At 56.2% G+C, this 24,901-nt stretch carries 23 protein-coding genes; 11 read left to right on the top strand and 12 right to left on the bottom strand.

Annotated elements, in window-relative coordinates; genetic code table 11:
* Window positions 1-24: 24 nt before the first annotated feature.
* Both BM205_RS03960 and BM205_RS03965 read left to right on the top strand, forming a co-directional pair.
* On the top strand, window positions 25-975 hold the full coding sequence (locus tag BM205_RS03960) for a helix-turn-helix transcriptional regulator (RefSeq protein WP_092412811.1): 951 nt from the start codon (window positions 25-27) through the stop codon (window positions 973-975).
* A gap of 214 nt (window positions 976-1,189) precedes the next feature.
* The gene (locus tag BM205_RS03965) at window positions 1,190-1,639 is read left to right on the top strand and encodes a ProQ/FINO family protein (RefSeq protein WP_175511153.1); all 450 of its coding nucleotides are present in this window, start codon (window positions 1,190-1,192) and stop codon (window positions 1,637-1,639) included.
* A gap of 104 nt (window positions 1,640-1,743) precedes the next feature.
* Here the strand turns inward: BM205_RS03965 and BM205_RS03970 are convergent, their stop codons facing one another.
* Together BM205_RS03970 and BM205_RS03975 are read right to left on the bottom strand one after the other, a co-directional pair.
* Entirely contained in the window at window positions 1,744-2,199 is a 456-nt protein-coding gene (locus BM205_RS03970) for a transposase (protein ID WP_092412815.1), read from the bottom strand.
* Between the two features lie 130 nt (window positions 2,200-2,329).
* A complete protein-coding gene (locus BM205_RS03975) occupies window positions 2,330-2,875 on the bottom strand; it encodes an isochorismatase family protein (RefSeq protein ID WP_092412817.1) in 546 nt (181 codons plus the stop codon).
* Between the two features lie 124 nt (window positions 2,876-2,999).
* Here BM205_RS03975 and BM205_RS03980 point away from each other — a divergent pair, with 124 nt between their 5' ends.
* A complete protein-coding gene (locus BM205_RS03980; RefSeq protein ID WP_254783735.1) occupies window positions 3,000-3,569 on the top strand; it encodes a DUF1697 domain-containing protein in 570 nt (189 codons plus the stop codon).
* A gap of 295 nt (window positions 3,570-3,864) precedes the next feature.
* On the opposite strand, the gene BM205_RS03990 is transcribed toward BM205_RS03980, so the two are convergent.
* Window positions 3,865-4,473: an NAD(P)-dependent oxidoreductase gene (locus BM205_RS03990; RefSeq protein ID WP_092412820.1), complete on the bottom strand. Its 609-nt coding sequence runs from the start codon at window positions 4,471-4,473 to the stop codon at window positions 3,865-3,867.
* 100 nt (window positions 4,474-4,573) lie between these two features.
* On the opposite strand from BM205_RS03990, the gene BM205_RS03995 reads away from it, so the two are divergent.
* Window positions 4,574-4,999: a winged helix-turn-helix transcriptional regulator gene (locus BM205_RS03995; protein ID WP_092412822.1), complete on the top strand. Its 426-nt coding sequence runs from the start codon at window positions 4,574-4,576 to the stop codon at window positions 4,997-4,999.
* Window positions 5,000-5,042: 43 nt separating this feature from the next.
* Here BM205_RS03995 and cqsA read toward each other — a convergent pair whose 3' ends face one another.
* Entirely contained in the window at window positions 5,043-6,287 is a 1,245-nt protein-coding gene (cqsA, locus tag BM205_RS04000; RefSeq protein WP_092412824.1) for an alpha-hydroxyketone-type quorum-sensing autoinducer synthase, read from the bottom strand.
* 161 nt (window positions 6,288-6,448) lie between these two features.
* Here cqsA and BM205_RS04005 point away from each other — a divergent pair, with 161 nt between their 5' ends.
* From BM205_RS04005 to BM205_RS04015, 3 genes are all read left to right on the top strand, one after another.
* Window positions 6,449-7,768 carry a sensor histidine kinase gene (locus BM205_RS04005; RefSeq protein ID WP_092412826.1) on the top strand — a complete coding sequence of 440 codons (1,320 nt, stop codon included), beginning with the start codon at window positions 6,449-6,451 and terminating at the stop codon, window positions 7,766-7,768.
* A 65-nt stretch (window positions 7,769-7,833) separates the two neighbouring features.
* The gene (locus BM205_RS04010) at window positions 7,834-8,847 is read left to right on the top strand and encodes a response regulator (RefSeq protein ID WP_092412828.1); all 1,014 of its coding nucleotides are present in this window, start codon (window positions 7,834-7,836) and stop codon (window positions 8,845-8,847) included.
* Between the two features lie 16 nt (window positions 8,848-8,863).
* Window positions 8,864-9,601 (top strand): LuxR family transcriptional regulator, encoded by a 738-nt coding sequence (locus tag BM205_RS04015; RefSeq protein WP_092412830.1) that lies wholly within the window; start codon window positions 8,864-8,866, stop codon window positions 9,599-9,601.
* Between the two features lie 255 nt (window positions 9,602-9,856).
* On the opposite strand, the gene BM205_RS04020 is transcribed toward BM205_RS04015, so the two are convergent.
* Window positions 9,857-10,111, bottom strand: a complete 255-nt coding sequence (locus tag BM205_RS04020) for a hypothetical protein (RefSeq protein ID WP_092412832.1) — start codon at window positions 10,109-10,111, stop codon at window positions 9,857-9,859.
* Window positions 10,112-10,216: 105 nt separating this feature from the next.
* Window positions 10,217-10,633: a MarR family winged helix-turn-helix transcriptional regulator gene (locus BM205_RS04025; RefSeq protein WP_092412834.1), complete on the bottom strand. Its 417-nt coding sequence runs from the start codon at window positions 10,631-10,633 to the stop codon at window positions 10,217-10,219.
* Window positions 10,634-10,797: 164 nt separating this feature from the next.
* Here BM205_RS04025 and BM205_RS04030 point away from each other — a divergent pair, with 164 nt between their 5' ends.
* The 3 genes from BM205_RS04030 (at window position 10,798) to BM205_RS04040 (ending at window position 13,184) form a co-directional block, all read left to right on the top strand.
* On the top strand, window positions 10,798-11,370 hold the full coding sequence (locus tag BM205_RS04030) for a TetR/AcrR family transcriptional regulator (RefSeq protein ID WP_092412836.1): 573 nt from the start codon (window positions 10,798-10,800) through the stop codon (window positions 11,368-11,370).
* Window positions 11,371-11,519: 149 nt separating this feature from the next.
* Window positions 11,520-12,158: a glutathione S-transferase family protein gene (locus tag BM205_RS04035; protein WP_092412838.1), complete on the top strand. Its 639-nt coding sequence runs from the start codon at window positions 11,520-11,522 to the stop codon at window positions 12,156-12,158.
* Between the two features lie 33 nt (window positions 12,159-12,191).
* Window positions 12,192-13,184 (top strand): pyridoxamine 5'-phosphate oxidase family protein, encoded by a 993-nt coding sequence (locus BM205_RS04040; RefSeq protein ID WP_092412840.1) that lies wholly within the window; start codon window positions 12,192-12,194, stop codon window positions 13,182-13,184.
* Window positions 13,185-13,262: 78 nt separating this feature from the next.
* On the opposite strand, the gene acpA is transcribed toward BM205_RS04040, so the two are convergent.
* A complete protein-coding gene (gene acpA / locus BM205_RS04045) occupies window positions 13,263-15,404 on the bottom strand; it encodes an acid phosphatase (protein WP_092412842.1) in 2,142 nt (713 codons plus the stop codon).
* Between the two features lie 185 nt (window positions 15,405-15,589).
* Between acpA and BM205_RS04050 the strand changes: the two genes are divergently transcribed.
* A complete protein-coding gene (locus BM205_RS04050) occupies window positions 15,590-16,876 on the top strand; it encodes a cytochrome-c peroxidase (protein ID WP_092412844.1) in 1,287 nt (428 codons plus the stop codon).
* 210 nt (window positions 16,877-17,086) lie between these two features.
* On the opposite strand, the gene BM205_RS04055 is transcribed toward BM205_RS04050, so the two are convergent.
* From BM205_RS04055 to BM205_RS04075, 5 genes are all read right to left on the bottom strand, one after another.
* Entirely contained in the window at window positions 17,087-18,715 is a 1,629-nt protein-coding gene (locus BM205_RS04055; RefSeq protein ID WP_092412846.1) for a bifunctional aspartate transaminase/aspartate 4-decarboxylase, read from the bottom strand.
* A gap of 92 nt (window positions 18,716-18,807) precedes the next feature.
* Window positions 18,808-20,493, bottom strand: a complete 1,686-nt coding sequence (aspT, locus tag BM205_RS04060) for an aspartate-alanine antiporter (RefSeq protein WP_092412848.1) — start codon at window positions 20,491-20,493, stop codon at window positions 18,808-18,810.
* Between the two features lie 277 nt (window positions 20,494-20,770).
* Window positions 20,771-22,696 carry a glycosyltransferase family 2 protein gene (locus BM205_RS04065; RefSeq protein WP_092412850.1) on the bottom strand — a complete coding sequence of 642 codons (1,926 nt, stop codon included), beginning with the start codon at window positions 22,694-22,696 and terminating at the stop codon, window positions 20,771-20,773.
* Window positions 22,697-22,727: 31 nt separating this feature from the next.
* Window positions 22,728-23,624, bottom strand: a complete 897-nt coding sequence (locus tag BM205_RS04070) for a DUF7164 domain-containing protein (protein ID WP_092412852.1) — start codon at window positions 23,622-23,624, stop codon at window positions 22,728-22,730.
* 15 nt (window positions 23,625-23,639) lie between these two features.
* The gene (locus BM205_RS04075) at window positions 23,640-24,803 is read right to left on the bottom strand and encodes a branched-chain amino acid ABC transporter substrate-binding protein (protein WP_092412854.1); all 1,164 of its coding nucleotides are present in this window, start codon (window positions 24,801-24,803) and stop codon (window positions 23,640-23,642) included.
* Between the last annotated feature and the right edge of the window lie 98 nt (window positions 24,804-24,901).

Below are 24,901 nucleotides of genomic sequence, written 5' to 3' on the forward strand. Positions count from 1 at the left end.
TATATATAAAATATCCTGCGAAGCATGTACCACCCAACTACACGCGTGCTGGCAGTGCTCGAACTGCTGCAAACCCATGGCCGTATGAGCGGGGCCGAGATGGCGGCGCGCCTTGAAATCGACGGCCGCACGCTGCGCCGCTATATCGTGACCCTGGAGGAAATGGGAATTCCGATCACTACCGATCGCGGGCGCCATGGCGGTTACGCGTTGATCGCCGGCTTCAAGTTGCCGCCGATGATGTTCACCGATGACGAGGCGCTGGCTTTATCGATTGGTTTGCTGGCGGCGCGCAGTCTCGGCCTGGCTGAAGCAGCGCCGGCGGTGGCGAGCGCCCAGGCCAAGCTGGAGCGGATCATGCCGGCTAATCTGAAGCGTCGTGTCAGTGCCGTCGACGAGACGGTCAAGCTGGATCTGTCGCAAGCCATCTCGCCGGCAGACAACGCTGCTTTGGTGGCTCTCAGCGCCGCGGCGCAAAACAGGCAGCGGGTCCATCTTCACTACCGCAGCGCCAGCGGCGACGACAGCGAGCGCGACTTCGATGCCTACGGCCTGGCCTATCGCGGCGGCCGCTGGTATGTGGTTGGCATGTGTCATTTGCGCAAGGATCTGCGCTCATTCCGGCTGGACCGTATTGGCGAGGTGCAATTGCTGGAAACAAGCTTCACGAGGCCGGCCGATTTCGACGCCCTTGACCACCTGGCGTTTTCGGTAGCCACCATACCGCGTGCGTTTGCCATCGAAGTGCTGTTGAAAACCGATCTCAAATCGGCGCGTGAACAGTTGTTCGACGCTATCGGTATCTTTGCGCAAACGGAAGATGGCGTGCTGGTTCGCAGTCAGGCGGATGACCTCGACTGGTTTGCCCGGGAGTTGGCGCGGATGCCTTTTGCATTTGAGATACATAGTCCGCCCGAGTTGCGCGATGCGGTCAGGGTCTGTGCGCAGAGGTTATTGGCGCAAATCGAAAAATAGCGGAAAAATAACACCTGCCAGTGACGACAGCATGTTGCCCGGCTTATGCGAGATAGAGCGCATGCGACGGCTATTCGCGACATCAACGTTCTCCGCAGAACAACAACCTGAAGAGAAAACCCCGCTTCACACCGGAAAACATAACCAATAGCAAGGGCTTGGGGGCATCCGCGTGATATCCTAGGCGATCTAAAACACACCGCTTTTGTTGTCAATGAATACACCTGTTGTTGCATCTACCCCCAACCCTGTTCAAACTGCACGCGTTCTGCTCAAGGAACTCCAGGAAAAATACACGGTATTTCGCGATTACCTGCCGCTTGCCATCGGCATCGACAAGCAACTTATCGCCCTGTCTCCCGAAATCAACCGCAAGACCTTGCGCATCGCATTGGGCATGCATACCAACTCGCTGCGCTATCTCAAGGGAATGGAAAAGGCGACCCACAGGTTCGATCTTGAAGGCAACAGCACGGATGAAGTGACGGAAGTCCACCGCACCCACGCCACTGAAACACTGCGCGAACGTTTCAAGAAAAACGCCGAACAACGCAAGGCCCAGCGTGCCGCTGAAGCCGCGCACGAAGCTGCCGAAAAAGCTGCGCGCCAGCATACCGAGAAACTCAATCAGCTGACGGCCAAGTTCTCGCGCAATCGCGGTTGATGCGGTTGACGCTGTCGAATTAACGCCGGCTCAGCCAATTCAGCTGAGCCCATCCGGCAAATTCCCCCGCCGCCTGCTGCATTCAGCCGGAGGCGGCGGCGAGCTCATTTACCAGTCAACAGCCATATCCAGTCAGAACTGGCGTTCGCTATCGTATTTTCCTCTTTTTTAGAAGATGCATTGGGCTGCGCCCTGCCGCCCAGCTTCGCGCTGTAGGCTATCCTGTTGCTTTTGTTTGCCATGCGTCGCGTCGCACGCAGGGTATATTCGTCGCCAAACGCAACAATCGGATTCAGCATTTTATGCAACTCTCTGTCGTCGCTGAGGTGATTCGCCAGCTGCCGCCAGATGTCGGCCTGGTTCCAGCGCATGAAACGCACGTAGGAATTCTGCCAACGGCCGAATTCCGGCGGCAATGCCGACCACTTGGATCGGGTTGCCACAATCCAGAGAATCGCTTGCAGGAACAGGCGATTGTCGCGGCCGGTAGCGCCAGGATCGGCTTCACTCCCTAACAACAACGGTTTCAATTTTTGCCAATGCTCTTCTCGAAGGTTCATTTCGCGCTTTGATGATGGTTATCAAACTGTTCACGCTATTCTTGATCATTTCGAGTAAAAAATACATAAGGGATGGCTGAATCCCGCTGGCGCGGGCGATGTTGCAAACATTCGTGCGAGCAACACCGGACTATTTGATCAGCTTCAGAATCTCGCGAAATTTTGGATGGTTGCTGTCACGTATCCATTCGAACATCAGCATTTCGCTGCTGACGATTTCAGCACCGGCGTTGCGGGCACGATCTATCGCGGCGATCTTGTCGCTGCTCCTGCGCGAGCCGATTGCGTCGCTTACCAGCTTTATTTGCCCTTGCCGCTGCCGATGCAGCAAACCCAGCACCGTTTGCAAAACGCAGACATGGGCTTCACAGCCAAGCACGATCAGATCGTCCCTGCCATTGATCAAAACCTCCATGAATTCGGCCTGAGCGCATGCGTCGAAGCTGGATTTTTCTATAGTTCGATCCAGCAATGCATGAATCGGGGCAACGGTAGGTCCCAGCCGTAACGGTTGTTGTGCAGTACCGATCACGGGGATGTCCAGCAACCTCGCTGCCTGCGCCAATATCACCGCGCGCTGCAGGACTTGTGCGCCGTCGAGAATCACCGGCATCAGTTTTTCCTGCAGATCGACGATGATCAGCGTTGCACGCGAGGCGTCGCTTAGGTAGGTCATGGCTTAGTCGGTTATCTTGGTAGCTTGATATTACCTGCGGCATGGTGCGAGCATCTCTGATTTTATACCACGCCCGGCTTGCGCTATGATCACTTGAATAACCGTTTTATCCGGTGACAGGAAGATGACGAAAACGAGCAAACGCAATGCGATGAAATACGCTGCCTTTTTCCGCAATCTCAATCTGGGGCGGCTGAATTGTCCGAACAGGACGCAACTGGAAGCGGCGTTCATCGCTGCCGGTGCGGATGCCGCTACTTCATTCTTGACCAACGGCACCGTGGTCTTCGTTGCCGGGAGCAACGCTCGGGCAGCGAAAATTCTCACCCTTGCGCGCAAAACCCTGCAAGCAGAGTGCGGGCTCACGGAACCAGCCTATATTCGCAGCGTCGACTATCTCGCAGAGCTGGTGGCGCTTGATCCGTTTGCCGCCATCGAACCTGATCAGGTCTATGAATGCTGCGTTTCTTTCCTGCATGCCGACAGCAGCATCATGCCGGCTTCGCTCCCTTTGGAGTCGACGCGGCGCGACCTGGAAATTTTCCACTACACCGGCTCGGAAGCATTGAGCGTCAGCAAAAAGATCGGCAGTAGTCCAGGCAGCCCAAATGCCTTTCTGGAGAAAATGCTTGGCTTGCCGGCTACCACCAGAAGTTGGAACACCGTGCTGCGGCTGGTCCGAAAGCACGGCTGACTAGGGCCTGTTAACAATTAATTTGGGAGATGCGTTCAAACCAAAACGTGTGCTGGCAAGGCGCGTGGCGCAGCTGGGGCTGGTGCCCCAGCAAGCCATGCAACGCGGCCAGCGCACGTTTTGGTTTGAACCCTCCGGGAACGGCTGCAGGCGTCACATGCCGTCGTTGCATCTCCTTGCCGTAGCACCGCTACGTCGCGTCGCTGCGCCTAGGCACGCAACGCCTGCCGCGCGTTCGCACTCCCAAATTAATTGTTAACAGGCCCTATTGCTTATGCCGAGGGTTTACGCCGTGTTAATAAGCCACGGTGAAACGCTGGCGCTGATGCTTAGGCTGTTCGATTTCATCCAGCAGAGCGATCGCATAATCTTCCATCGAAATCTGGCTTTGTCCTTTTTCATCCGTCAGCAGCTGATCCTTGCCAATCCGGAATTTCCCAGTGCGCTCGCCCGGCGCGAACATGGCCGGCGGCGACAGGAATGTCCAGTCCACAGCGGTTTCCGCCCGCAAATCGTCCAGGAATTGTTTGCCCGGCACGGCTTCCACCTTGTACTCGGCAGGAAAATCCGGGCTATCCAGCACAATGACGCCAGGCCCTACTTCCAGACTGGCGGCGCCGCCGACCACCAGCAGACGCTTGACTCCGGCACTCTTGACCGCTTGCAGCAAAGGCGCCGCTTTCAACACCCGAAACTGCGCCGCGCTGACCACAGCGTCATGACCGCGAATCAGGGCTGCCAGTTGCTCGGGCTGAGTGGCGTCGCCTTGATGCAGATCGACGCCGGCTGGCGCGGCCTGCGATGTCGAACGGGCAATCCCTGTCACGCTATGACCGCGCCGCAATGCTTCGGCGGCAATACGGGAACCTGCGCGGCCGGTAACGCCGATGATGGCAATCTTCATGATGAATTTCCTTTCAGTGATGGCCAGAGCAAACGGCCGAGGTAGTTATTTAAAGTAACTAGTATAATTATTTAAAACTTATACGCAAGAAGGCACTTTGATGAACGATAGGAACATGCAGGTAACCGCCATCCAGCCGATTTCCGTTGTAACCCGCGGCAAGGGGCGTCCCAGCGCCCGCGAAGACTTACCCTGCCCGATCCGCGATGTGCTGGACCGCATCGGCGATGCCTGGAGCGTGCTGGTCATCACCACGCTGGAACCCGGCCCTAGCCGCTTCAACCAGTTGCGGCGTCAGGTTGAAGGTATTTCGCAACGCATGCTGACAGTGACTCTGCGCCATCTGGAGCGCGATGGGCTAGTGTCGCGCATCGTGATTCCGAGCACGCCGCCGCAGGTTGAATATGCCCTGACCGCGACCGGGCGCTCGCTATGCTCACCGCTCAAGGTGCTGGCCGAATGGGCCGGCAGCAATCAATCGGTGATCCGCGGCGCGCGGCGACAGTACGATATTGCAGACAACTGAAGCTTTCCCGAAAACGGCCAACCTTCGGGAAAGACCGCAAAAATCAGCCGATAGCTGCAGCCCGGCGACGGCTGGACGACCAGTCGGCCAGACCCACTTTATCGCGGATGGCAGCGCATCCCCGCAAGATCTGCTGGATTTCTACCTCGGTCAGGCCGGAGTTGAGCGTCAGCCTGACACATGAACGGTTTTTAGGGGTCGCCGGAGCACAAAAAACCGCACCGAAAATACCCTCCTCCTCCAATGCTTTGCGCAAGATCTGCGTCTTCGGCTCCGTTCCGGCTTCCAGCGCAATGATTTGCTCGGTGCCATCGCTGACGTTGTAGCCCAATGCCCCTAAGCCATCGCGAATGCGCCGTGCATTGCGATGCAGTGCAAGGCGCCGGCCATCTGCCTTCCGGATGAATTCCAGCGCCGCGTCGAACCAGGCGAGTTCGTGCCGCAGCATGCAGGAACTGAAAATGGCGGGACGAGAGGTGGACAAGAAATACCCTTTGAATTTACTCGAACAGGTAATGAATCCGGCGCGCCCGCCAAACGCCTTGGCCAGCGATGCAGTACGAAAATGGACGCGGTCCGACAAGCCCATCTGCATGACCAGACCGGCGCCTTCCGGTCCATGCGTGCCGAGCGAATGCGACTCGTCCACCACCAGGATGCTGCCGCTGTCTTCGGCGATGGCCAGTACTTCGAGCAGCGGGCATACGCTGCCGCTAACGCTGTAGACCGAGTCGACCACGATGACGCCGGCGCCGTGCTTGAGGACTTGCCGCCGCAGGTGCTCAACCTCGTTATGCAAGAATGGCACCGGTCGCGCCTGCGCCGCTTGCACACCTTCCCACAACGAAGCGTGTGCCTGCATGTCCAGATAGACCGGCACGCCCGGGCCAGCAATGGTTTGCAGCAGGCCGACGTTGGCACTCCAGCCGGATTGCGTGATCAAGCCGTCTTCCGCTCCCATAAAACCTGCCAGCTTTTTTTCCAGGCGCGGCTGAGTGCTGCCTTCCCGTATGAATACCGTCGACATCAGCAGGTCTGCCTCGCCGCTCATGAGGCACGCTGCCTGGGCGTTGATCAACTGCGGTTCTGCAGCGATGCACAGATAATCGTTGCTGGATAAATAAATCGCATTCGGCCCGGGCGAACTCCAGTGAAGTAAATGTTCGCCACCCCACAGTTTTTCCATCCGCTCTATGTAATACTCATCTAGCCGGGTGGATACAAAGGCTGGCAAGCGTTGCTCTGCTGCCAAGACTAACGGTTCGTGGTAGCTTTCTGTTAATGGCATGGTTTTCTCCCTGTGCTTTAGTATGAAATACCAAACAGAGCCGCCATGTCCCTGTCTGGAACGTGGAATCAGTTTATGCAGTCGGCGTTGAAGATCTGCGGCTGATCTTCGCCTCATAATATTGTTATATGAAAATCCGATAGGCCAAATATTTGATTCCCATGACTGAAAACAACAGCAGTTGGAAAAACCCGCCCTGGCGCGCTTGGGAGCGTGCGGCTAACCGCTGGTGGCAAAGTATCAACACCCAATTCAACGACATGACCAATCGCGTGGCTTTCCTTGCGTGGGTTGCTGTGTTTGGCATGCCGTTGTTTTACGTTGTCTGGACCTACTGGTTTCCGCAGCCGTATGAAAGCCTTAGTCTGCGCCTGTTTTGCGTTGTCCTCTGCACGCCGATTATTTTTACGCGCCATCTGCCCTACCGAAAGTGGCTGGCAGCTTATTTTTTTGTTTGCCTGACTTACGGACTGCCGTTCTTTTTCACTTTCATGTTCCTCATGAATGACGGTTCATCGGTCTGGGCCCAGTCATTGCTGATCGCTCTGATTCTTCTGTTTCACTTCGACACTACCCTGGCTTTGCTAGCCTATGTCATAGGAACCGCGCTGGCTTATCTGGCTTATGATGCGGTCCACGGCAGACTCATGCCGTTGAACTATCAGGTGCTGGAGCAATTGCCGATCCAGCTATTTGCTATCTTTACCGTATCGCTGGCCAAGGTCGGCAGAAAAGTCCTGGCGCAGGAAAAATTGGCCGGCATGGCCACCGCGTTATCGACTGTGTCGCACGAACTGCGCACTCCCTTGCGTAGCATCAACGCCAATGCGCGTGGCTTGAATCGTCTGTTGCAAGAAAGTACAGACCGCACATCGCCCAACCAGATCCCGATGGAAAAAGCGCTGGCGCGGATCGAACTCGAAGTCCGGCACATGAACAACGTGATCGACCTGTTCCTGTTGAGTGCCTCCACCGGCAGGGAGAACCTGATACCGAAAGACATCGTGTCGATGGCGGCGGTAGTAGAACTGATGATGCAACGCTACCCGTTCGTCAACCAGGAACAACGCGATCTCGTCGCCATCACGGTCCGCTCCGATTTTCGTTTGCTGGGGCAAGGCGAGTTGTGCTCGATGGTCCTGATCAATTTGCTGCGCAATGCGCTCACCTCGATCCAACGCGTCGGTAAAGGCCGCGTACGGATCGTGCTGGACGGCGCCCGAGCCCGGCCCAGGTTGTTGTTCATCGATACCGGCTGCGGCATCGAGGCAGGCCGCGCATCACAGATTTTCGAGCGCTTTTACGCTTACCCGGAATCCAGCGGCACCGGCATCGGACTGGCTTTTTGCAAAGACGTGCTAGAGGCCTGGGGCGCCAATATCCGCGTGGTTTCACGGCCGCTTGGCTACACTATTTTTGTGCTGGATTTTCCGCCTATAGTGCAACAAAAAGCAGCAGACATGCGCTCTCTGTTAAATTAACACTCTTTCTGTGTCTTTCTATACTGAGCGCTTTACACCGCTCCTTGCGCCTGCAGCGTCTCAATATGAATATTTCATTACCTGTTTATCAACATCCGACCCTGACTATCCTGATCGACGATAGCCAGAGTTTTCTGGACAGCCTGGCTTTCCAGCTACCGCCGAACATGGTGCGTAAAGTGTTTCACGATACACAGCTGGCCCTCGAGTGGCTGCGCGACGCCTATCGGCATTCGCCCAGCAAGAGCCAGTCGATCCGGGTCAACTATGATGAACAGTCATTCTCGTTCGACCGACGCACCGTGGCAGTCGATATCGATCAGATTTACCGGCAATCCATGAACCGCCGACGTTTCTTGTTGCCGTCAGTGCTGGTAATCGACTATGCGATGCCGCAAATGAACGGCCTGGCATTTTGCGAGGCGGTGCGCGACCTGCCCTGCAAAAAAATCCTGTTCACCGGCCAGGCCGACGAAAAGATCGCCATCGATGCCTTCAATCGCGGCCTGATCGATCGTTTCATTAAAAAGAGCGACCACGACGCGCTGGATCATCTGGAGTTGGAGATTCATAGTCTCCAGAAGGAATTCTTCCACACCCGGTCACTGACCTTGAAAGATCTGCTGTCACGTCATTCATATACCTTCCTGTCGGATCCGGCGATGGCGGCGTTGGCCGAACAGTTATGCAAACGGCATGGCTTTGTCGAGTACTACCTGTTCCCTAACCCGACCGGCATCCTGTTCTTCGATATGCAGGGCAAGGCGACGCTGATGGTAGTGGAAACCGAAGCCAGCCTGATGTCGCAGCTGGAGGTTGCGCAGGATTACGCAGCGCCGCTGGAATTGCTGACTGGTTTGCGCGAAATGCGCCTGGTGCCGTTCTTTTCCGACAGCGACGGCATGTATACCGACGCCATACGCCACGATTGGCTATCATACTGTCTGCCGGCCCAGATTTGTTTCGGGACCCAAGAATATTACTGGGCCCTGTTCGATTTTCCTAAACATTATTCACGTGAACCTTTTTATTCATTGGCAGATTTTTTACGCGACCAATCTGCTGATATAAAATCATAGAGCTCGAAAACAATCCATGTTGCGAAGCGAAACCGCTCCCCGAATATCCGCTCCCGAGCTGCTGCAAATAGTGCAGGCATCCGATTGGGACCAGCTGCGCGCATGCGTGCAGCGCCAGCTGGCGCAACTCGGGATGTGCGACTTCATGTTGCAGACGGAAATCGCGAGTGCCAACGGCGCTTCACAGATGCAACTGTTCAGCAGTTTGCCCGATGCCGTGTTGCAGCAGTTCAACCTGCCGGCCGAGGACACCACGGATCCGGTCCGGCAGCATCTTGCGCGCTCCTCCTTGCCGCTGCACTGGCAGGTCGAACAATTGTGCTTGCTGCATACCGGCCAGATCTACCCTTTGTTGAAGACCATGGGTGTGACACAGGGCATGAGCCTGGCAGTTCACAGCAAACATGCGATAAGCCGCCTCGACTTCTATAGCAATACGGTGCGCCAGGAAGCGCCGTCGACCAGCGTCCAGGCGGATGCCTTGCTGCTCGGCGTGTATTTGCAGGAAGCGGCTGAATTCTTGTGGCGCAAGGCGGCGCCGGATCAGGGACCGGTGCTTTCAACGCGCGAACTCGAGTGCCTGCGCTGGAGTGCAGACGGCAAAACCAGCTCCGAAATCGGGCTGATCCTGGGCATATCCCAGCGTACGGTGTATTTCCACATGAAGAATGTGGCGATGAAACTGGGTGTCTACAGCACCCGCCATGCCATTAGCAGAGCGGTCATGATGGGTATCATCAAACCCGATGCCTGATGCCTCGGCTAAGCTGCGGTTGTCGCTGACTACCCAACTGACTTTTTGCCGCTGATTGCCCCGGGATCTGTAGGTTTCTGTCAGCGTCGCAGGACAACTGACCGGCGTCTTTTCCCTGTCTTTTGCACTCTGTGCAGCGCTCTTGCTGTCGCTCACCGCACGTTTTGAGCGACGCACCTTATCATTCGCGGGAATGACGGATTTTTGGAGGTCGCCATAAGTCGCTGCTACTCTGCTGCGATCGGAAAAATTTCACTAAGGTGCCATGCCGTAGCAAGATGAGAGCGCCGCCACCAGTTCGGATTGATAGCTGACGTCGCGCGTCAATTGCTGTGTCGCGATACCGTAGTCCGCCGCATGCGCCGCGACACATGCATCCTGGTTTGCGGGCGGGCTTTGTGCGGCGTAGATGTACACACCGATTCCAAGCGCCACGGCTGCAACGGCAAACACGATCAGTACCGCGCGGTGTCCTGTGGTTTTCTGCAAATCCTGTGAAGTTGCTGACATAGGGATTCCTTGCACAAAGAAGTTAGCTAAACAACTAAATTGGTAAAATTAAAGCAAGCCAGGCACTCAGTTCCGCGCCCGCCTTGCCGATTTATTGCATCGCAGTTAGCCGATGCTTTCCCTGACATCGCGCAGGGCGCTGATCGATTCATCGAAGTGGTCGCCACCGATCTGCCCGCGCAAGCGCCGGTCCAGTTCGGCACTGACGGCGTTGATCGGTCCATCCAGTTTCAGCGCCGCCGCCGTCGGGAAGATATTCCATTCACGGCCGTCCGCAGCAGAGGGCCGGCGTTCGATCAGTTTTTTAGTATCCAGTGCATCCAGCAGGCGCGTAGCAGTTGGCCGCGCGATACCGAAGATGGCCGCCAGTTCGCTGTTGAGCAGGCCGGGTTGCCTTAGCACTGCGCGCAAAACGAAGCCCTGCGGCGCCGTCAGGTCAAACGGCTGGTACGCGGCATTCCACTCGCGCTCCACAATACGCGCCAGTGCGGTGGTGTTGAAGTAAAGGCAGTGATCGAACATGGTTTTATTTTATGCAAATATAATTAGCTAGGCAACTATTATTGCATGAACGTCGGCTGCGAGATACGAATCGGTGAATTTGCGCGCCCGGTCCTTGCTGTTTTACTATTCGGCTACTACATTGATAACAACGAACATTCGGTACAACCATCCGGAACAAAATCATGCCCGCAGCCACCCTTACCAGAGACGAAGTCGTCGAACGCATCCTGGCCGCCTTTCGCCGTTATGGCTACGAGGGCAGTAGCCTGTCGCGCTTGTCGAAAGCCACCGGCCTGGGCCGTTCCAGTCTCTATCATTATTTCCCAAACGGCAAGGAAGATATGGCGAGCGCCGCGATGGGCGCGGTCGGGACCTGGTTTACACATCATGTGCTATCGACACTGAACAGCCACGAGACCTCTGCCATCCGTTTGCAGCGTTTCGCCGGCAAGTTGACGGAGTATTACGCTAACGGCATGGCGCCATGCCTGATGGATGTGTTCACTATCGGCGAGGCCGGTTCTCTGTTCCAGCAACACCTGGGCGGCCGCATGCGGGCGCTGATGGCCTTGCTGGCGGCGGTAGCTGAAGAGGCTGGCATCGATAAGATAGAGGCTGCTGTGAGGGCGGAGAATGCCGTGGTGGCGATCCAGGGATCGCTGATCGTGTCGCGCGCTCTGGATAGCAACGGCCCATTCTTGCGGATGATAGAAAACTTCCCGGCCATCCTGCTGGGCTCTCAGGCAGCCGAGTAATTGTTCTGAGTTTCCTGGTTTTACTTGACAGGGTAACTTTGCTTTTGTATTGTACCGATTGTTCGGTACAGAAATAGTCAATTTCCTCATGCATCGTTTGCGGTGCATCTTATTCAAGCCATAGGTTCACGCCAACCAGGAGATCCACCATGTCCGTCGCCCGCCCAGCTCAGCCGATTCGCCTTTACCGCGCCGCATTGTCCGGCCACTCCCACAGGGTTCAGTTGCTCCTCTCTTTACTGGATTTGCCGTTTGAAATGATCGATATCGACCTGCGCGCGGGTGAACATAAAAAACCTGGATTCATGGCCAAAAACCCGTTCGGACAGGTGCCGGTGATTGAGGATGGCGAAGTGACACTCGCCGATTCGACTGCAATCCTGGTCTACCTGGCAAGCAAATATGGCGACGCCGGCTGGCTGCCGCGCGATCCCTTGGGAGCGGCTACCGTGCAACGCTTTCTCTCGCTTGCATCCGGCGAAATCTACAGGGGCCCGGCCAGCGCCCGCCTGATCACCCTGTTCGGCGTGCCGCTGGATCATGATGCGGCCTGCGCCACCGCCAGGCAGTTGCTCACGATCCTGGAACAGCACCTGACCAGCAATGCGTTCCTCGCCGGCCCGCAGGTGACCATTGCCGATGTCGCAGCTTACAGCTATATAGCGCATGCTCCGGAAGGCGGCGTGGCGCTGGACGGTTATCCTAATATCCGCGCATGGCTAGACCGGATTGAAGCGTTGCCGCGCTTTGTCGCCATGCAGGCTACCCGGCCGCCGCTGGCAGCCTGAGACCGTACAAAGATATGTCCAAGGAGGTGAACCATGTCTCACTCTGAAATGGCAGCAGTCGAAGATACCGTCTTCCACAGCGGCGAACGCGCAGTGCAGCAGCGTGCCGGCGTGCTGGAAAAAATGGCGGCTCGCAGCCAGGTAATCCGCAGTTTCATGCCGGACCAGCATCGCGAATTCTTTCAGCAGCTGCCATTCCTGATTGTCGGCAGTATCGATCGGCAACAGCAGCCGTGGGCGTCGATAGTGATCGGCGCGCCGGGTTTCGTGACATCGCCGGATCCGGAACATCTGGCGATTCATGCGCAGGTTTTGCCGGCCGATCCGCTGCAGCTGAACCTGGTCGACAATGCCACGCTCGGCTTGCTGGGGATCGAACCACATACGCGCCGCCGCAATCGCATGAACGGCAGGGTCGAGAAATTGAGCGCGGCGGGATGGACGGTGATAGTAGATCAAAGCTTCGGCAACTGTCCGAAATATATCCAGGCACGCCGGCCCGGCTTTATCGAGAACGCCAACGCAGCAGCACCGGCGGTGCATCGCGCGCGGCAACTCGACGCTGCGATGCAAGCGCTGATCGCTGCCGCAGATACCTTCTTCATTGCTACGGCGTATTTGGGTGCATCTGCGGGCGAATCAACGACTGTCTCGGGGATCGCCGATCGTCAACAAGGCGTTGACGTTTCACACCGCGGCGGCAAACCCGGCTTTGTTCGCATCGATGACGCCAGGACATTGACTGTGCCCGATTTCGTCGGCAATTTTTTCTTCAACACGCTCGGTAACCTGGTCGAGCATCCGCGCGCCGGCCTGCTGTTTATCGATTTCATCAGCGGCGACCTTTTATATCTGGCGGTCACTGCCGAGCTGATCTGGGATGGCGCTGAAGTAGCGGCCTTCAAAGGCGCCGAGCGTTTGCTGCGCTTTCATGTGGAGCAGGCGATACGGGTTGAAGCGTCCTTGCCGTTGCGCTGGAGCGAGGCGGAAATGTCGCCGGCGCTCGCACCGATGGGGTCTTGGTAAACATCTAAAAACCATGTAAAAAGCCGGCTGCCTTTTCCAAGGCAGCCGGCTTTCTTTGTTGCGGGCAGATTACTCGAATTACTCTTGAGGTACCGGCGTCAATGCCCCGGTCAAATCACCCATCGGCTTGCCGCCGTTCGCCACCAGTGCTTTGTCGCGCGCGGTGATGCCTGGCAGTACAGGCAACGCATAGCGATTGGTGATGAAACGCAGGATGGAAGCGGTATCGTACTGAGTGTGATCGACGAAACCTTTCTTCGCATACGGCGAGACCAGGATAGTCGGCAAGCGTGTGCCCGGACCCCAGCGATCACCTTTCGGTGGCGCGACGTGATCCCAGAAGCCGCCGTTCTCATCGTATGTCACGACGATCAGCATGTGTTTCCATTGCGGGCTGGCTTGCAGCTTGGTGATCACATCGGCGATATGGGCATCGCCGTCGGCGACGTTGGCATAACCGGCATGCTGGTTCAGGTTACCCTGCGGTTTGTAGAACGCCACTGCAGGCAACTTGCCGGCTGCAGCATCCTGCAAGAACGAGGCGTCGAAATCCTTCAGATGGCTGGCACGTTCGGTAGCGCCTGTCGCAGTGGCCGGATCGAAGCGGCTATAGTAGTTAAACGGCTGGTGATGCGGCTGGAACTGAACCTTGCCGCCATAGATGACGCTACGGGTGGCGTTCGGTGCATCAGCAATTGCAGCATTCCAGGCGCCGGCATACCAGGCCCAGTCGATACCCTTGATTGTCAGCTGATCGCCGATGGTGGTCTGGGTCTGGGTTGGCAGGGTAGTGGCCTTGCCTGGATCGGCATACGCGGCCACGGTGGCAGCGTTATTACCGCTAGGCTGATACGGCGGCTGCATGGTGTTGACCGCATAGAACATGCCGGAGGAATCTTTCGGCGTGATGGTGCTGTCCTTGAGGTACACCGCTGCGCCGTTCAATACCGAAGTCGGCATGCCGGTGCCTGGAGTCAGGCCGATCAGATTGCCGCTGGCGTCCACATTGACGGCCGAGATATTGTTCTTCGCAGGTGAAGTAGCGGCATCGGCGTTCGGATAAGTCGGAGCGCAGGCGCAGATCAGGTATTGATGCGTGAGGAACGAACCGCCGAAGGTGCCCATGAAAAAATTATCGGCCAGCGTGTATTGCTTGGCGATGTTCCACAGCTTCATCTTGCTACCGTCGTAATAACCCATGCTGAGGCCGCCGGCGTCGGAGTAAGCGGTGAATTTATCATTCTTGCCGCCGTTGATCTGCATCTGGTTATTGTAGAAACGGTGCACCAGATCGCGGGTAATCACTGCCGACGACATATAGATCGGGCTGTTGACATCATCGATCTGGAACGGCTTGTTCGGCAGATTCGCCGATTGCGCCTGGGTGATGACCGTGCTCTGGCCGGCCAGGGTCATGCCGCCCCAGGTTGGTGGCAAGACGGGCAGGGTGCTGCCATCGAAGTCTTTTTGCGGAATGTAGCTGGAAGCAGAAGTCGGATTGACGCCGGGGATCCCGTTAGCGCCGGGGAACAGGCCATACAGATTGTCGAAGCCGCGGTTTTCAGCAAAGATTACCACCACGTTCTGGATTTTTTTCCTCGCCAACGCACTGTTCAAGGCCCGGCCGAAATCGTCGCTGTCGCCTTTGCCCACAGCATCTGCAATGGCGTCGTTGACTTCCGCCGCTTCAGCCTTCAGCTTGGCCAGGTCATCGGCGCCGAGCTTGTTGATATCTGCCAGCAGGTTGGCTTCAGCGGTACCGATCTTGGCGGCCAGCTTCTTGCTCGCGTCGGCGAAATCGCCACCGTTGGCGTCCATCGCCGCGGCCAGCTCAGTCGAGATCGCGCTGACAAATGCGCTGCGCCCGGCAGGTGCGCGGAACACCAGTTTTTGCGTTACGGAGCTGCCTTTGTCGCCCAGTACTTCATGGCGCGTAACGCTGGTGTCGATAGTCGCCACCACCGCGCCCTGGCCTTTAAGTGAATACGAACCGTCGGCCGCAGTCTTGACCACCGGCGAGGCGACATCGCATGTGGCTTTCTTGATCTTGTCTTCGAAACACACCTGGGCGTTTTCATAATAACTGCCGGTCACCTGGCCGCTCGTCACCGCGCCGCCATCACCGACCGAGCCGCCACCGCCGCCGCCGCAAGCACTCAAGCCTGCCGACAACGTTACCGTTGCTACCGTTACCGGTAGCCATTTCATGGTCCGCTTCATAAGCCCTCCCTGGGCGATAAAAAGCGCAATCGTATGCCTTGAATATTTCAGCTGTATGAAATTTGCCATTCGTCATCATTTATTTTTTGCAAGAGACTACGTCATCGTTCTGTCATAGAACGCTGCTAGTCTTGCCTCCCATTCGACGCAGCACCTCGCTCGTCACCCGGGACTCCGCCATTTCTATGAAACCTGCTGTCTTTGCACTCCTCGGCGCTATAACCGCGCTTACCGCGCTTCTCCTGAACGGCTGCGGCCAGCAGCGGGCAGAAGCCGAAGTGGCGGCGTCCGCCAAATCCACGATCCCGGCAACCCCGGCCTACCTCGGCGCGACCTATGCACCAACGCTGAAAAAACAGCCCACAGTAGCTGCCATGACTGCGCTGGGCCGCACCATGTTTTCCGATCCGTCGCTGTCGGCCTCGGGCAAGATGTCTTGCGCTACCTGCCATAGCCCCGAGCATGCGTTCGGACCGCCGAATAACCTGGCAGTGCAACTCGGCGGCAAGGAAATGAAAACGCTGGGCACGCGTGCGGTGCCTTCATTGCGTTACATACAGAATGTGCCGGCTTTCACCGAGCATTTCTTCGATGACGACGGCGACGACAGCATCGACGCCGGCCCTACCGGCGGCCACAACTGGGACGGCCGTGCGCCGTCCGCCCACGATCAGGCGCGGATTCCGCTGTTGTCGACGCACGAGATGGGTAACGCAGATGCGGCCGAGGTTGTGGCAAAACTGAAAAAAGCCAGTTATGCAGCGCAGTTCCGCGCAACCTTTGGCGAGGGTATCTTCGACAATCAGGAACAGGCCTTCAAATGGGCGCTGATGGCGCTCGAAGTATTCCAGGAAAGCCCAGCCGAGTTTTATCCGTACAACAGCAAGTACGATGCATTCCTGCGCCAGCAAACTCAGCTCAGCAAACAGGAACTGAACGGCTTGCACCTGTTTAACGATCCGGCCAAAGGTAATTGCGCTTCATGCCATATCAGCGAAATCACGGCTAGCGGCGCATTTCCGCAATTTACCGATTACGGCCTGATCGCCATCGGCGTGCCGCGCAACCCGCACATCCCCGCCAACGCCGATCCAAAATATTTCGATATGGGCTTGTGCGGCCCGGATCGTACCGATCTCAAGGACAAGACAGAGTATTGCGGCATGTTCAAGACACCGTCCTTGCGCAACGTCGCCACGCGCCAGGTGTTTTTCCATAACGGCGCATTCACCAGCCTGGAGCAGGTGATGAAATTCTATGTGCAGCGCGATACCCAGCCGCAGAAATGGTATCCGCGCGATAAGGATGGCACGGTGCGCAAATATGACGACCTGCCCAAGGAATATCGCGGCAACGTCAATGTCGAGGCGCCTTTCGATCGCAAACCCGGCGACCGGCCGGCGCTGACGGATGGTGAAATCAAGGATGTCATCGCTTTCCTGAAAACCCTGAACGACGGATATCATCCCTAAATTCAGTTGCGAATCTGCGACATAGTGATCTGGGGTCAGAGAAAGGTAGTTCACTTACCGCAGGTTTGTTTCTTTGCGTTTTACTACATCTACTCCGTAATCCACTAAGCGGGGTCAGAGTGAAGTTTCGGCGGTAAAGCATGCCGAAAGTTCACTCTGACCCCGGTTAGTTCGGGCCGCTTGTCGCGTAGGCCGTAAAAAACCATTCAACTATTTTTTGGCTTTCTTTCCGGTCTTCGTTACCTTCGGTTTTCCACCCGCAGCTTTCTCGAACTGCGTATGGAATTCCAACGCCAGTTTGCGGATCGATTTGCCGATATTGGCATAGTCGTATTCGTTCAGGTTGGCCAGCGACACCCGCGCCGATGCATGTGCCGTGCCGAAGCCACGGCCTGGCAGCAAGATCACGCCGGTTTCCTCCGCCAGCCGGAACAGCGCTTCGTTCGGCTTCAGCCGCTTCACCATCCACTTGGCAAAATCGGCGCTGTACATCGCCGTGGCCAGCGTTTCCAGATCGAGCAGATGGTAGTAGTGGACCGAATCGGGATCGACCGGCAACGGCAAGGCTAACGCCTGGTATAAGGCTTCCTTGCGACGCAGGACAATGCGCTTCATCGATTTCTTGTAACTCTGCGGTTCATCCAGCAGCGAATACAAGGAGAACAACGTCATCTGCGCCTGCACCGGGGTCGACAAGCCGGCGGTGTGGTTGAGCGCCACGGTGCGGCTGTCGGCCACCAGCCGGTCTATGAATTTCAGTGCGCGCGGTTCGGTGGTGATCGAGTTGTAGCGCTGGTCCAGTTCCTTGCGCCGCGCCTCTGGCAGCTTCGCGATCTTGTCGTCCAGGATATTTTTTTCATGGGTTGCAACCACCCCCATGCGCCAGCCGGTGGCGCCGAAATACTTGGAGAAGGAATACACCAGGATAGTGTTGTAGGGACAGATCGCAAACAACGATATGAAATTGTCGGCGAAAGTACCGTACACATCGTCGGTGAGAATGATCAGGTCGGGGCGCTTCCTGACGATCTCGGCAATATAGGCTAGCGTCTCGTCATTGATCCGGACCGAAGGCGGGTTGCTGGGATTGACCAGGAAAAATGCCTTGACCTTGGGGTCGAGCAGTTTATCCAGTTCTTTCTTGGTGAACTGCCAGTTGTTTTCGGATGGCGCATCGATCAGCAGCTCGACCAGCTGGTAGTCGTTGAGGTGCGGGATTTCGATATACGGCGTGAAGATCGGCATGCCGAGAGCGATGGTGTCGCCCGCTTCGATAATATGGTTTTCGCGCAGGCTATTGAAGATGTATGTCATGGCGGCGGTGCCGCCTTCTACCGCGTACATGTCGAAATTGCCGATGAACGGATGTTCGCCGATCATCTCCTGGCGAATGTATTGGCCGACGATCTTCTCACTCAGGCTCAGCATGCGGTCCGGCACCGGATAGTTGCAGCCGAGGATGGCTACGCACATCTCATAGAGGAAATCGCCGGCCGACAGACCCAGCTGGTCGCGTACATAGGACACCGCGGCTTCAATGAAACGAACGCCGTCGATGCCGGCATGGGCCTTGATGAAAATATCGAAACGCGCCTCGATGCCATCGCGTTTCGGAAAACCGCCGACGCCGTCCATGTAGACATAGGAACGCTCGGCTTCGCTCATGGCAAACAGGCCGAATTGGAAAAAGCCGTGGCGCGGCGTGGTTGCCAGGAAATTCGGATTACCACGACCGGCATTGAGCATCGAGCGATCGCTTTTCGCCGCTACCTGGATCAATGCATCCTTCAATTCAAACGGGCTTAACAGGGCTAGTTTGTCTGGGTTACTGAAATCCATTTTGGAAACTCCTTTTTCAAATGTATTCAGTCCGCTGTAGCGGACACGGGACGATCTATTCGGGATTTATTGTTTGCAAATAGCATCAAGCATCAAACCAGGGCCACGATCAGCGGCCCAAGCAAAGTCAGGAAGACATTGGCCAATGCATAGGTGATGGCGAAAGGCACGGTGGGAATCGCATTCTCGGCCTTGTCGAGCACCTCGCCGAATGCCGGATTGGCGCTGCGCGAGCCGCTGAGAGCGCCGGCGAACACAGCCGTATTGTCGTAACGCAGTATGTAACGTCCGATCAGCATGGTCAGGATCATCGGCACGATGGTCACCACCACGCCGACGCCAAAGATGGTGAAACCCTGCTGCCTGACAGTCTGTACTGCCTGCAAACCGGAAGACAGGCCGACCGCCACCACGAAACCAGCCAGGCCAAGGTCTTTCAGTATCTGCACCGCAGCGACAGGCATGGCGCCGAAGGATTGGTGTTTGGAACGAAACCAGCCAAACAGCAGGCCGGAAAGCAGGGCGCCGCCGCCGCTGCCCAATGTCAGCGGAATCGAGCCGACCTTAGCCACCAGCAGGCCCACCAGCAAGCCGACTACCAAACCCGCCCCCAGATAAACAAAGTCAGTCTTGGCGCTCGGCACGATCACATAACCGACGATATCGGCGACCCGTTTTACGTCTTGTTCGGCGCCGTAGATTGACACCACGTCACCCACTTGCACGACGGTTTCAGGCAGGATCGCCAGCGGCTGTCCCATGCGGCTGATCTGCACCACGAAAATGCCATGGCGTACCGCGCCCGCAGTCTGGGTGCGGATTTCCGCCACGCTTTTATTATGGAATTCCTTGTTGGTCAGCACCACTTCCCGATGCTGCATGGTCAGTTCCATGCCTTCGACCGCGTACACTTCCTTGCCCAGGAAACCCGAAGTGCTGACCACGGCTTCGCGGCGGCCGACCACCAGCACGATATCGTGCGGCTGCAGCACCAGCTGCGGGCTCACCTCGATCACCTGGCCGGCGCGCTTGACTCTTTCGATGGTAATTGCGGTGGCGGGATCCAGGTTTTCCACCTCGTCGACCGAGATCTTGCCTTGCGTGACCTCATATAGCCGCCCCACCAGTTCCGGCAGCGCCGCATGCTGCTCCGGCCCCAATACCTTGACCCCGGATTGCATCGCGGTCTCGGCCTTGATCGCATCTTCACGGATACTGCGCCCCATCAGCTTCGGCAGGATATTCACGCAGACGATGATCGCGCCGAAAGAGCCGAACACATAAGTCACCGCATATCCCACCGCGACATTGCCCTGCAGGCGCGCTACTTCGGCGGCATCCAGCCCCAGCTTGGTAATGGCGTCGCCGGCAGTACCGATGATCGCCGACTGCGTCAGGCCGCCGGCGGCGACACCTGCCGCCAAACCCTTGTCGAGGCCGAACAGCCTGGCCATCACCACTACCGTCGCCAGCCCGGTCAATGCCAGTATCGCCGCCAGGATGATTTCCCGAATCGACTGCTTACCCAGCGAATTGAAGAATTGCGGACCGCTCTCATAACCGACCGCATAAATGAACAAGGCAAACAACACCGCCTTGACACCCGGATCGATGTGTACCCCGACCTGGCTGACCAGCACCGCCACCAGCAGGGAACCGGCAACGCCGCCCAGCTGGAACTTGCCGAACTTGATCTTGCCGATGGCATAACCGACTGCCAACGATAAAAACAGTGCGATCTCGGGGGATCTCTTGAATATGTCGTGCAGCCATTCCATAAAGGACATCCTTTCATGATGAGGAATACAGATTGCTCACCAAATTAGTGTCGCTGGCAGAGCGCTTGAGACAGGGAGCATGCAGATGAAATTTTGGCAAGTTGCCAAAAAGTACTTTCATGATAGCAGAATCGCTATTTCCGGAAAGGAATAACGATTACCTGGCAGGCAAGGGAACGGGGCGGCGGCTGACCTGAAGCGTCAAAGCATGTTGATCTAAACGGATGCAGCAGAAGTTATTTTGTCATTCTTAATGACGCTCAGTCATTTTTCTGTCTTATCTACCTGAACTTGGCCGCAGGGGAAGTTCAGCAGCTGCCGGAGCAAGAAAATCTGCAGTCGTGCAATTCAGAAACTGCTGGTCTATCCAGGATTGGTTAATTAGTCCGGCATTGAAAAACACGTGCAGCAATCGAAGTGCTTCGTGGCGTAGCGCACGTACCAACGTCTGGTGTTCCGAACCCAACCCTGGCTTATCGCCACTCGCACATACGCGGGCCAGTGTTTCAAGAAGATCAGCAGCAAAATTTACCTCAGAAGGCCACATATGTGCGTAGAGCTCTGTCATGGTTTGCACATTTTCATAGGTGCATTTTGCAAATAAGCTGGATAGCAGGAGCGCGCGCGACCTCATCGACTGTGCTGCGACTTGCTCAGGCTTGTGTCCTACGCCGATCTTGTCGCGACCAAGGTTATGCAGCACTTCGGGAACCACGGCGAAGCGAGCGCCGGCAGTGGCGCATCGACACAAAAATTGCAAGCTGTCTCCGAATGTGAATTCAGGATCATAGCGAACGCCGGCGCGCGCAATGAAGTTGCGCCGAAACATGAAGGCTGACAAGGGCAATGGTCGCGTTCCAAGTAGATCAGCCAAAAACTGGTGATGCAGTTCGCCCAGGCGCACAGGCTCCGGGTCCAATTCGTTTTGGATCCAAGACCCTGCTATGTCAATATTGGAATTCGCCTCTAGAAGAGTGGTCTGCCGCAGTAATCTGCCAGGCAGGTCGACGTCGCCGGGATTGCAAAATACGATGTAATCGCCGTTGCAAAGCTCAAGAGCGATGTTGCGCGCAACTGGCTTGGTATATGAAATGGGCAGGGCAACAATACGAAATTTACTCAGCCCTGCACCAGAAATGATCGCCTCCGCATCGGTAAAGGATTCAGGCATCACAACGATCAATTCGACCGCATGCTCGCTCTGGATTGCAATTGCGGCCAATGTTTCACCAAGCCCGTCAAAAGAATCTTCAATAACAATGCATACACTGACCAGTTTTTTTGATGCGGCTTGCGCTGATGCTGCGGTACGGTCGGGCTGCTGTGTGCGCCAGGCACGGAAGTGCTCAAGTGCCGGACCGACGCTTTCTGACTGGCTGCGCCGGGAAAATATTGCCAGGCCAACCCGCTCAATCGATGCGCGGCGCGGCGCATCGGCAAGCAACGCCAGCACAGTATCAACCAGCTGGTCATATGGGGCTCCTACAACTGCCGGACGTAGATCCGGATCGATTTCACTATCGGGGTAGAGTTCGCAAACAATGGCCTTGTGATAGCGGAAGAAAACGGAAAGTCGGGGCGATTCTACAGTTCGCGAGTTATCGTAAGAGCTGATATTAAGCGCCACTTTGGCACGACGCAGATAATTGTCGCGCTGTTCTGCCGACCATGAGCCCTTATCGGTAAAGCTTACCCGAAGCCCGCGTTTGACCAGAGCATCGAGTATATCTCTCCGCCGCTGAGTGATAGCGCCGAAGAAGACCACATCAATATCCTGCTGCGCATCCGGTAAAACCTCAGTGAACGGGATGACAGGCCCGGCCCCCGCTTCGTAGGAGAAAGGGACATAGTCCGCAATTTTCAGGCCAAGTACTTTCTCACTCTGTAAATTACTCCTGCTATAGTCCCAGAGATAACATTGTTTTAGCGTATAGAGATAATTGTCTTGCCATGCGCTAAATCCAGGTTGCATCACCTCAAAATTTACGACGATACAATCTGGGTGAAGCAACGCGAGTTCCTCCCACTGCAAATCCCGGACGAAGAAAATAATATTGATGACACCAGGCTGCACACAGGCGTGCGCATAACTGGTCGGATACCCTAGATTTTCAGCGGCAATCCGATAAGTTTCCACAATGTCCGACATCACGTGAGTAGCGAGAGATGTGAAGTGAAGATGCGGCAGTTGGAATTGAGTCATCGGAAAGATCGGTGAATTTAATCAAGCAGCCTTAAAACGGATAACCGACTTCGCGCTTGATCTGCTCCAGCGGCGTTGCCGCTATCCAGTGTGCGTAGTGATTGATCTTGGTGCGGTCAAGGGTCCTCAGGTCCGTACCCTGATACGCGCCTTGCCGATACCGGCTCTTTGAAAAATGTTCGTCGGTAGGTACTGCGTGGATGTGCATCACCAGGTTATCTATCGGATAGGGCAGCATGCTTTCCATATCCAGGATGCGGTGATATGCATAGCGCAGATAGGTATCGTAATTTTCGTTGGCGGCAATTTCGGCCGCATACATCGTGATCACGCCGGAAAACCAGCCCGGCCAGGTTCCCGGGCCGTACTCTTTGAAGTGATCCAGCAGTTTCTCGCTCCAGAATAGCTGGCGTCGAAGCAGATCCAGCACCAGCTCGGATTTTCCCATGAGCGAACTGCCGCAGCCGAAGACGCCGCCGTGCCGGACACCGTTGGCGGCACAAAACTCCGCCATTTTCGTCCATACTTCACAAGCTTCCGGATGGGCATAGTTGCCTCGTCCTTGCACTACCATCGATGGCCGGAAATTGACCAGGTTGGAGGTCAGGAAAACATCGGCATCGGTTCGCAACAGCCAAGTGTATTTGCCGGCCAGGGCATCGGTATGCGGGCCGGACAAGCAGCCGATTGAATTGATGAACTTATATCCGTCCCAGCGGCTGCCGGGCACAGCCATTGGCTCGGCCACCATTTTGACGACGCCGGGATCATTCGAGGGGAGTTTGTCGACCGCATTCGGATGGCAAACTGCAACCAAGTCCGAAGTGCGCCAGTTACCTGAATAAATCCAGCTTTTGTAAATCCAATCGAACTCTTCGTACATGGTTGGATTGTCATCAATGTAGATCAGTATGCCGAGGTCTATCATAGACTGATATCTTTCTTATTTGGTCAGCGTCAGCAAGGTTTGCTGGCCGTTCCTGAAGGTATAGATCGACAGCGTGCCGTTCTTGATATCACCTTTGTCGTCAAAGGCGATCTTACCCGTCACACCGGTGTACTGGATCTTGCCGAGTGCCGGCAGATATTTCTTTGGATCGACCGAATCGGCCTGTTGCATGGCCTTGGCGATGATCATCACGGCGTCGTAGGTGTACGGCGCATACTGGACGATGTCGGCATTGTATTTTTTCTTATAAGCTGCCTTGAAAGCATCAAGCGGCGCAGGATTTTCGACTCCGCCTGCGATCGCGCAATAGACCTTGTCATCGATCAAACCTTCGCCGGCCAGGCGCGGCAGGGCTCCGGTGCAGATCGCATCGCCACCCATGAAGTTGGCGGTGATGCCAAGTTGCCGCATCTGGCGCAACATGGTGCCAGCGCTCGCATCAATACCGCCGAAGAAAATCAAGTCTGGCTGCCTGGCCTTGACAGCGGTAAGGATGGCGCTGAAATCGGTAGCTCTGTCGTTCGTATACTGCGTGGATACAATTTCCACGCCGTTGGCTTTGGCGTCTTTGAGGAACTCGTTGGCTAGTCCCTGGCCGTAGGCGGTACGGTCGTCAATCACCGCGATCCGTTTTGCATGCAAGGTTTTTGCCGCATAACGGCCCATCGCGGCACCGAGCTGGGAGTCGTTGGCGACTACACGGAAAGTCGTGTTAAAACCTTGTTCGGTATATTTGGCGCTGGTTGCAGAAGGTGAAATTTGCGGGATGCCGGCGTCGAAATAGATTTTCGAAGCAGGGATCGAGGTGCCGGATTGCAAATGCCCGATGACCGCCGCCACTTTGGCGTCAACCAGTTTCTGGGCGACGCTGGTAGCTTGCTTCGGATCGCTGCCGTCGTCTTCAGCCTGCAAAACGAACTGGATCTTCTTGCCGCCGATGACAAGATGCTTGGCGTTCAGGTCGTCGATCGCCATGCGCGCGCCGTTTTCATTATCCTTGCCGACATGCGCGACCGGGCCGGTGATCGGGCCGACGTGCGCAATCTTTACGATTTGTTCCTGGGCCTGCGCGGTGGCGCTTAAGGTCGCAAATAAGGTTGCAGATGAGGTCAAGGCAATGGCGGCGGCCAGCAACTTCGTTTTGGCATGGTTCTGCATGTGTTCTCCCCGTAGTTTGAATTTGGTTGAAGTGCTGCATTATCCCAGCCTCTTGGCAACTGATCCACGCTTAAGTGGATCTATCTTCGAGCTACTGG

Origin of the sequence: Collimonas sp. OK307 (assembly GCF_900113705.1) — a bacterium.
Taxonomy (GTDB): Bacteria; Pseudomonadota; Gammaproteobacteria; order Burkholderiales; family Burkholderiaceae_D; genus Collimonas.

Bases quoted from the DNA above. Each gene is read 5' to 3' on its own strand.
- BM205_RS03960 (WP_092412811.1), top strand. From the start codon at position 25: ATGTACCACCCAACTACACGCGTGCTGGCAGTGCTCGAACTGCTGCAA.
- BM205_RS03965 (WP_175511153.1), top strand. From the start codon at position 1,190: ATGAATACACCTGTTGTTGCATCTACCCCCAACCCTGTTCAAACTGCA.
- BM205_RS03970 (WP_092412815.1), bottom strand. From the start codon at position 2,199: ATGAACCTTCGAGAAGAGCATTGGCAAAAATTGAAACCGTTGTTGTTA.
- BM205_RS03975 (WP_092412817.1), bottom strand. From the start codon at position 2,875: ATGACCTACCTAAGCGACGCCTCGCGTGCAACGCTGATCATCGTCGAT.
- BM205_RS03980 (WP_254783735.1), top strand. From the start codon at position 3,000: ATGACGAAAACGAGCAAACGCAATGCGATGAAATACGCTGCCTTTTTC.
- BM205_RS03990 (WP_092412820.1), bottom strand. From the start codon at position 4,473: ATGAAGATTGCCATCATCGGCGTTACCGGCCGCGCAGGTTCCCGTATT.
- BM205_RS03995 (WP_092412822.1), top strand. From the start codon at position 4,574: ATGAACGATAGGAACATGCAGGTAACCGCCATCCAGCCGATTTCCGTT.
- cqsA (WP_092412824.1), bottom strand. From the start codon at position 6,287: ATGCCATTAACAGAAAGCTACCACGAACCGTTAGTCTTGGCAGCAGAG.
- BM205_RS04005 (WP_092412826.1), top strand. From the start codon at position 6,449: ATGACTGAAAACAACAGCAGTTGGAAAAACCCGCCCTGGCGCGCTTGG.
- BM205_RS04010 (WP_092412828.1), top strand. From the start codon at position 7,834: ATGAATATTTCATTACCTGTTTATCAACATCCGACCCTGACTATCCTG.
- BM205_RS04015 (WP_092412830.1), top strand. From the start codon at position 8,864: ATGTTGCGAAGCGAAACCGCTCCCCGAATATCCGCTCCCGAGCTGCTG.
- BM205_RS04020 (WP_092412832.1), bottom strand. From the start codon at position 10,111: ATGTCAGCAACTTCACAGGATTTGCAGAAAACCACAGGACACCGCGCG.
- BM205_RS04025 (WP_092412834.1), bottom strand. From the start codon at position 10,633: ATGTTCGATCACTGCCTTTACTTCAACACCACCGCACTGGCGCGTATT.
- BM205_RS04030 (WP_092412836.1), top strand. From the start codon at position 10,798: ATGCCCGCAGCCACCCTTACCAGAGACGAAGTCGTCGAACGCATCCTG.
- BM205_RS04035 (WP_092412838.1), top strand. From the start codon at position 11,520: ATGTCCGTCGCCCGCCCAGCTCAGCCGATTCGCCTTTACCGCGCCGCA.
- BM205_RS04040 (WP_092412840.1), top strand. From the start codon at position 12,192: ATGTCTCACTCTGAAATGGCAGCAGTCGAAGATACCGTCTTCCACAGC.
- acpA (WP_092412842.1), bottom strand. From the start codon at position 15,404: ATGAAGCGGACCATGAAATGGCTACCGGTAACGGTAGCAACGGTAACG.
- BM205_RS04050 (WP_092412844.1), top strand. From the start codon at position 15,590: ATGAAACCTGCTGTCTTTGCACTCCTCGGCGCTATAACCGCGCTTACC.
- BM205_RS04055 (WP_092412846.1), bottom strand. From the start codon at position 18,715: ATGGATTTCAGTAACCCAGACAAACTAGCCCTGTTAAGCCCGTTTGAA.
- aspT (WP_092412848.1), bottom strand. From the start codon at position 20,493: ATGGAATGGCTGCACGACATATTCAAGAGATCCCCCGAGATCGCACTG.
- BM205_RS04065 (WP_092412850.1), bottom strand. From the start codon at position 22,696: ATGACTCAATTCCAACTGCCGCATCTTCACTTCACATCTCTCGCTACT.
- BM205_RS04070 (WP_092412852.1), bottom strand. From the start codon at position 23,624: ATGATAGACCTCGGCATACTGATCTACATTGATGACAATCCAACCATG.
- BM205_RS04075 (WP_092412854.1), bottom strand. From the start codon at position 24,803: ATGCAGAACCATGCCAAAACGAAGTTGCTGGCCGCCGCCATTGCCTTG.